The sequence below is a fragment of the Streptomyces sp. NPDC005574 genome (genome assembly GCF_040605435.1).
In the GTDB taxonomy this organism is placed as follows: domain Bacteria; phylum Actinomycetota; class Actinomycetes; order Streptomycetales; family Streptomycetaceae; genus Streptomyces.
The window spans coordinates 22,850-29,709 of record NZ_JBEXCW010000090.1; the positions used below are offsets into that span (position 1 = coordinate 22,850).

8 protein-coding genes are annotated in these 6,860 nt (G+C 70.7%); all 8 read right to left on the reverse strand.

The features are described 5' to 3' along the window. Nucleotides 1–9: 9 nt before the first annotated feature. The 8 genes from ABZT03_RS35035 to ABZT03_RS35070 all read right to left on the reverse strand — a co-directional run bounded on the left by ABZT03_RS35035 (nt 10) and on the right by ABZT03_RS35070 (nt 6,718). Nucleotides 10–1,071, reverse strand: a complete 1,062-nt coding sequence (locus tag ABZT03_RS35035; protein WP_356046946.1) for an NAD-dependent epimerase/dehydratase family protein — start codon at nt 1,069–1,071, stop codon at nt 10–12. A 237-nt stretch (nt 1,072–1,308) separates the two neighbouring features. After that, nucleotides 1,309–1,407, reverse strand: a complete 99-nt coding sequence (locus ABZT03_RS35040) for an AURKAIP1/COX24 domain-containing protein (protein ID WP_003948845.1) — start codon at nt 1,405–1,407, stop codon at nt 1,309–1,311. Between the two features lie 156 nt (nt 1,408–1,563). Further along, on the reverse strand, nt 1,564–1,776 hold the full coding sequence (locus ABZT03_RS35045; RefSeq protein WP_004984898.1) for a helix-turn-helix domain-containing protein: 213 nt from the start codon (nt 1,774–1,776) through the stop codon (nt 1,564–1,566). A gap of 129 nt (nt 1,777–1,905) precedes the next feature. Continuing rightward, the gene (locus tag ABZT03_RS35050) at nt 1,906–2,721 is read right to left on the reverse strand and encodes a phosphatase (RefSeq protein WP_356046947.1); all 816 of its coding nucleotides are present in this window, start codon (nt 2,719–2,721) and stop codon (nt 1,906–1,908) included. Nucleotides 2,722–2,863: 142 nt separating this feature from the next. Beyond that, nucleotides 2,864–4,036, reverse strand: a complete 1,173-nt coding sequence (locus tag ABZT03_RS35055) for an acetoin utilization protein AcuC (RefSeq protein WP_356046949.1) — start codon at nt 4,034–4,036, stop codon at nt 2,864–2,866. Beyond that, nucleotides 3,987–5,201 carry an MFS transporter gene (locus ABZT03_RS35060; RefSeq protein ID WP_356046951.1) on the reverse strand — a complete coding sequence of 405 codons (1,215 nt, stop codon included), beginning with the start codon at nt 5,199–5,201 and terminating at the stop codon, nt 3,987–3,989. Before ABZT03_RS35060 ends, ABZT03_RS35055 begins: the two co-directional genes overlap by 50 nt. Nucleotides 5,202–5,267: 66 nt before the next feature. Beyond that, complete coding sequence (locus ABZT03_RS35065; protein WP_356046952.1) at nt 5,268–5,981, reverse strand: VC0807 family protein; 714 nt, start codon at nt 5,979–5,981, stop codon at nt 5,268–5,270. Between the two features lie 92 nt (nt 5,982–6,073). Then, nucleotides 6,074–6,718, reverse strand: a complete 645-nt coding sequence (locus ABZT03_RS35070) for an HAD family hydrolase (RefSeq protein ID WP_356046954.1) — start codon at nt 6,716–6,718, stop codon at nt 6,074–6,076. Nucleotides 6,719–6,860 lie beyond the last annotated feature (142 nt).

Consider the following 6,860-nt stretch of genomic DNA (forward strand, 5'->3'; position numbering starts at 1 on the left):
ATGCGCTCCTCAGTTGGCGCTCTGCGTCGGGGGGTGGCCGCCGCCCGCGATGGGCAGCGCGGCGATCCGGTCGACGGCCCCGGCCACGGCCTCGGGCGGCAGGAGTCCGGGGCCGTGGCTGCGTGCGAAGTCCGCGAAGGTCTCCGCCGTCGTGTACTTCGGCGTGAATCCGAGCGTCTCGCGCATCTGGTCCGTCGACACCACCCGGCCGTGGGTGAGCAGCCGGATCTGTTCGGGCGAGAAGTCCGTCATCCCCAGCGTACGCACCAGCGTGCCCGCCCAGGTCACCGCGGGAAGCAGCAGGGGCACCGTGGGCCGGCCCAGGCGCCGTGAGCACTGGGACAGCAGGAGGAGACCGTCGCCCGCGATGTTGAAGGTGCCGCTGTTGAGCGTGCCGCGCTCGGGGTCGTGCGAGGCGATCCGCAGCACCTCGATCACGTCGTCCTCGTGCACGAACTGCAGCCGCGGGTCGTAGCCGAACACGGTCGGCAGGACGGGCAGCGCGAAGTACGAGGCGAGCGGCGAATCGGCGGCCGGGCCGAGGATGTTGGCGAACCGCAGCACGCTCACCGCGACGTCGGGCCTGCGGCGCGCGAAGCCCCGCACATACCCCTCGACCTCCACCGTGTCCTTGGCGAAGCCGCCGCTGGGCAGGGACTTGGGCGGGGTCGTCTCGGTGAAGACGGCGGGGTCACGGGGCGCCGAGCCGTAGACGTTGGTGCTGGACTTCACGACCAGGCGCCTGACGGTCGGCGACTTCTGGCAGGCGCCGAGCAGCTGCATGGTGCCGATGACGTTGGTCTCCTTGACCGTGGTCCGGCTGCCGCTGCCCAGCGCGGTGGCGGTCACGTCCATGTGGACGACCGTGTCGGCCGCCGTCTCGGCGAGTACCCGGGCGATGCCGGGCTGCCGGATGTCGGCCTGGACGAACTCCGCGCCGCCCAGGTGGTGCTCGGGCGGGATCGCGTCCACGGCGATCACCCGGTCCACCTGCGGGTCACGCTGGATCCGTCGGACGAAGCGGCCCCCCAGTCTGCGGGCCACTCCGGTCACGAGCACGACCTTGCCCAAGATCAGCGCCTTCCTTCCAGCCGCGCACCGCCGTCGTACGGCTCACGCACCGGCTCCTGTACGGCTCTTCCACTGCTCGTCACGTGCCGCGTTCCCCCGTGCGGCCAACTTAGCGGGTCGGTGTTGCGCTGTGATGACCACCCGCTGCGTGAAGTGACGACTTCCGGCCCGCGCGTACGCGTGTGGCCCCCCACCATCATGGGTGGGGGGCCACAGAACACGCTCTCGCGTCGTCGCCTACTTCTTGTTGCGACGCTGAACGCGCGTGCGCTTGAGCAGCTTGCGGTGCTTCTTCTTGGCCATCCGCTTGCGCCGCTTCTTGATAACAGAGCCCACGACTACCCTCGCTCACTTCTCATCACTCGGTGTTTGGGCGCCATGGGCCCACACGACCTACGAGGGGCTAGCCTACCCGTCCGAGAGCTGAGGTCGTAATCGAGGGGACGGGGGAGGCCCGGGGCTGCCCCTGGGTGTCTCCCCCCACCGCCACCGTCAGGCTGTCTCCACCCCCACATAGCTCTCGCGGAGGTACTCGTGAACCGCTTGCTCCGGGACTCGGAACGACCGTCCGACCCGGATCGCGGGCAGATGACCGCTGTGCACCAACCGGTACACGGTCATCTTCGACACTCGCATCACCGAGGCGACCTCCGCCACGGTAAGGAACTGAACCTCGTTCAGAGGCCTCTCGCCAGCTGCAGCCATGACACACCTGAACCTTCCGCACTCGACGGTCACCGGCTTCCCCTTCCGGTGACTCTTCGTCGTTGCGTGCTCACTCCCCAATGTAGGGGCGGGTGATGCAAGTGGGGAAGAGGTGCACCCATCGGCGGCCTACTGTGACAGACACGCTCGATTGAGTACGTAGCGGGCCAGCGGCCGGTAGTAGGCGGACCGCACGGCGTCGTCGACCGGAACGACGACGGACACGCGCCCCTCCGCCTCACCGACGAACAGGGCCGGATCGTCGGTGTCGGCGAGACCGATGGCCTCGAACCCGAGCTGACCTGCTCCGCAGACCCATCCGTGATCCCCGATCACCAGCTCGGGCAGCGGTCCGCCGGCCTCCGCGGCCGCCGCCAGCGCGGTCCGGACCGGCAGCGGCGAGTGCGTGTGTGCGCCGGTCGCACTACCGGGGCGAGCGGCGCCGGGTGCACGGACGAGCGCGACGCGCCGTACGTAGTCGAGGGTGCACGTGCGTAGACCGAACCGGGTCGTTATGTCGACACGGTGACCCTGCGACGGTGTGAGGACGGTACATCCCGCCGCCGACATGGCGTCCGCGAGCGCGGCGTAGAAACCGAGCAGCCGGTGGGGGTGTCCGGTGCCGACGAGGACGGGGGCGCGGCGTGCGGCGGCCGCCGCGATCCGGTCCGCGAAGGCGTCCAGGGCGACCAGGGTGCGCTCGGGATCGATCACGTCATGACCCGATACAACCTTAGGATCGGCCGAAACCCCACACCTGTCCGCCATCAGACCGATCAGATCCCGCTGTTCCCACGTCCATTCCGGGTCAAGACCGATCAGCACCCGGGGGTCACGCGCGGCGAAGAGCCGGTAGCTCCGCAGGCTCTCCTCCCGCGAGGTGGCCACCGGCCCGGCGAGACGGGCGGCCAGCAGGTGGGCACGCAGCGCCCCGGTGCTCAACACGTGAGTGATGGTGACCGATGACACCGGCGGGCGGCGGGGGAACACCCGGAACACCGCACGGTTGGCGTAACCACCGTTCCACGGCGGTACGGCCGCCACCTGACACACCCCCGGGCGGCGCCCGCCCCACGGCCTCGGACGCCTACGCGAGCAGCCCCCGCAGCGGGAACACCGCCCGGCGGGCGGCCAGCACGGCCTGGTCCAGCCGGTCCGCGGGGTCGTAGCCCGCCTCCCAGTCGGCCCAGGACACCGGCCACCGCCCGTCCGTCATCCGCATCGGCGCCAACTGCCGTGTCCGGGCGAACACTTCCTGCCGCCAGCTCTCCGGGATCATGGTCTCGGGCGCCACCTCCCGGCCCGCCGCGATCCCCACCAGGTGGGTCCACGACCGCGGCACGACCTCCACCACCGCGTACCCGCCCCCGCCGAGCGCGACCCACCGCCCGTCGGCGTACTCGTGCGCCAGGTCGTGGCAGGCCGTCTGCACCGCCCGCTGCGCGTCCAGCGAGACCGCGAGATGCGCGAGCGGGTCCTCGAAATGCGTGTCGGCCCCGTGCTGGGTCACCAGGACCTGCGGCCGGAAGTCGGCGATCAGTTCGGGCACGACGGCGTGGAAGGCCCGCAGCCATCCCGCGTCCCCGGTCCCGGCCGGCAGCGCCACGTTGACCGCGCTGCCCTCCGCGCAGTCCGCGCCCGTCTCCTCCGGCCATCCCGTCTGCGGGAACAGCGTCCGCGGATGCTCGTGCAGTGAGACCGTCAGAACCCGCGGGTCCTCCCAGAACGCGGCCTGCACACCGTCCCCGTGATGCACGTCGACGTCGACGTAGGCGACCCGCTCGGCGCCCAGCTCCAGCAGCCGGGCGATGGCGAGCGAGGCGTCGTTGTAGATGCAGAACCCCGAGGCGGCCCCGGGCATCGCGTGGTGCAGCCCGCCCGTGAAGTTCACCGCGTGCGGCGCGTCCCCCCGCCACACGGCCTCCGCCGCCCCCACCGACAGCCCGGCGATCAGCGCGGACACCTCGTGCATCCCGGCGAACGCCGGATCGTCCATCGTCCCCAGCCCGTACGCCCCGTCGGCCGCCCCCGGGTCCGCGGAGGCCGCCTTCACGGCCTCGACGTAGTCGTCCCGGTGGACCAGCCGCAGGGTGGACTCCCCGGCGGGCTTGGCCGCGACGACGTCCACCTCCCGGTCCAGGCCGAAGGCGTCGACGAGCCTCCGGGTCAGGGCCAGCCGGACCGGGTCCATCGGATGGTCCCGGCCGAAGTCATAGCCCGTTACTGCCTCGTCCCACATCAGCTGTGTGCGGCCGCTCATGCCCGCCACCGTATCGGTCGTCCCGCGGAGCGAACGAGCGGGCGTACACGAGCGTCACCAGCACCAACACCATCGGCACGAGCATGGCTCCCCGGTAGGTCCACGCGTCCCCCAGCGCCCCCACCAGGGGCGAGCCGATCAGGAAGCCCACGTAGTTGAAGATGTTGAGCCTCGCGATGGCCGCGTCGGACGCCCCGGGGAACAGCCGCCCGGCCGCCGCGAAGGTCTGCGGCACCAGCACGCACAGGCCCAGCCCGAGCAGCGTGAACCCGAGCATGCCCACCCACGCCCCGGGCGCCACGGCCACCACGGCGAACCCGAGCGCCGCGACCAGCGCCCCCAGCCGTACGACCGCCACCGCCCCGAACCGCCGCACCCCGACGTCACCGATCGCCCGGCCCAGCAGCGTGGTGACCATGTACACGTTGTACGGCACCGTCGCCAGCTGCTCGGAACTCCCCAGCACGTCCTGGAGGTACTTCGCGCTCCAGTTGGAGACCGTCGAGTCCCCGATGTACGCGAACGTCATCACCAGGCACAGCGGCAGCAGCAGCTTGAACACCAGCGGCCCCGCCTCACCCCCGGCTTCCTCCTGCGCGGCGCCGGCCTTGCCGTCGACGTACCACCGGCTGCCCACCAGCGCGGCCGGCAGCAGCAGCGCCACCACCGGCAGATACGACACCCACAGCGCCAGATGCCAGTGCGCCCCGGCCCAGGCGAGCGAGGCCCCGACGATCCCGCCCAGGCTGTACACGGCATGGAAACTCAGCATGATGCTGCGCCCGTACGTCCGCTGCAGCGACACCCCGAGCATGTTCATGGACGCGTCCAGCGCCCCCACCGCGAGCCCGAACGCGCCGAGCGCCAGGGCCAGTTCCACCACGGAGTCGCCCGCGCCGACACCGAGCAGCGCCAGCAGCACCACGGGCTGGGACCAGCGCAGCAGCCGGCTCGGCCGTATCCGCTTGACCAGCTGCTCGGTGGTGACACTGCCGACACCCGCAAGGATCGGTACGGCGGCCAGGAAGGCGGGGAGCAGCGCGTCGGAGACGCCGTACCGGTCCTGGATGGCCGGGATGCGCGTCACGAGCAGCGCGAAGGCGGCACCCTGAGCGAAGAAGCTGAACGCCAACGAGGCCCTACCGCGCCGCAGCACATCTGTCATGGCGGCGAGCGTAGGGCCCCGGCGTACTCGTGGGTAGATCCAGCCAAAGATGAGTTTCTCTCAGCTTCAGCGGGCGAGGGCGACCTCGGGCGACCCGACGGGCGTCAGGGACACCCGGCTCCCCTCCCCGGGCGCCTTCACCTCGGCGGCCAGCATGACCGCCATGGGTCCCGCGGCCAGCGCGCCGCTGACCAGGAACCCCAGCACCATCGCCACGATCATGATCACGGAGCCGAGCCACACCATCGTGTCGACCGGCAGCGTGTAGGCGCCCACCACCCGCACGACGCACTCGGCGAGCAGCACCGCACCCCACACCATGGAGAAGACCCGCTCGGCCCGCCGGAACCGCGCCGATCCGCTCGACAGCCGCTCCCAGGCGGCTTCCTTCGCCGCGTCACCCTTCACCAGCCACGGCTTCATGGCGGCTGTCATCATCGGCCTGCCCATCGCCACCGAGACCAGTACGCCGATCCCGATCGCGCTGCTGACGCCACTGTCCTTGGCGAGCATCAGCCGGGGGTCGCCGGCGACGAAGCTGAGCAGCAGCCCCACCACGTTCACGAAGAGGATGAGGGCGGCGAACCCGTTGACGGTCCGCTCCCGCAGCACGCCCCACACGGTGCGCGCGGCCGGCACCACGCTGCTCCACGCGAGGGCGGCGAGCGTGCTCGTCCCGAAGCCGTTCCTGAGCAGGTAGTACGACCCGATGGGCAGGGCCACATCCATGAGCAGCGGAGCGAGGTGGTGCCGCGTGCCGGGCTTCCGGTTCGTCGTCATGCCCTCAGCTTCGCGGCTGGGGCCACCCGGCAGTAGAAACGATCGTCCGGAGCTCCGCATGACAAATGTCAGTGCCCGCCGGGTGGCTCGGATCACCTGAGCAGGTCAGCCAACTCCGCCATGTCGCCGAAGAGTTGACCGGCACCCGCGAGACTGTCCGCGGGCGTCATCGCGGTGAACCCGACGACGTCCATCCCGGCGGCGACAGCCGCCCGCACGCCCAGCGGACTGTCCTCGACCACCACACACCGCGCGGGTTCGACGCCCATCCGCGCGGCCGCGTACAGGAAGAGGTCCGGCGCCGGCTTTCCCCGTCCGACGTCCTGCGCGCTGAAGACACGGGCGTCGTCGAACCACCGGTCGAGCCCGGTCGTCCGGTGCCCGACCCTGATCCGCTCGTGGCTTCCGGACGACGCCACGCAGTACGGCACTCCGTCGGCCGCGAGCTTCTCCAGGACGCCGACGACTCCGGGTACGGGCTTCAGCTCCTGCTCGAACGCGGTGAAGACCCGCCGGTGGAAGGTGTCGTCGAAGTCGGCCGGCAGGCTCTGGCCGGTGCGCTCCTGGACGAGGTCGTGGATCCGGTGCATGGCGGACCCCATGTAGTCCCGGATGGAGTCCTCGTAGGAGGTGGGGTGCCCCAGCTCCGTGAGGTAGGCGGCCAGCAGCCGGTTGGAGATCGGTTCACTGTCGACGAGGACGCCGTCGTTGTCGAAGATAACCAGGTCGTAGCGCATACCCTCGACGATAAACGACCCCGGAACGCAGAAAACCCCCGCACCATTGGTACGGGGGTTTTCCCAAGATTTGTTCGGCGGTGTCCTACTCTCCCACAGGGTCCCCCCTGCAGTACCATCGGCGCTGTAAGGCTTAGCTTCC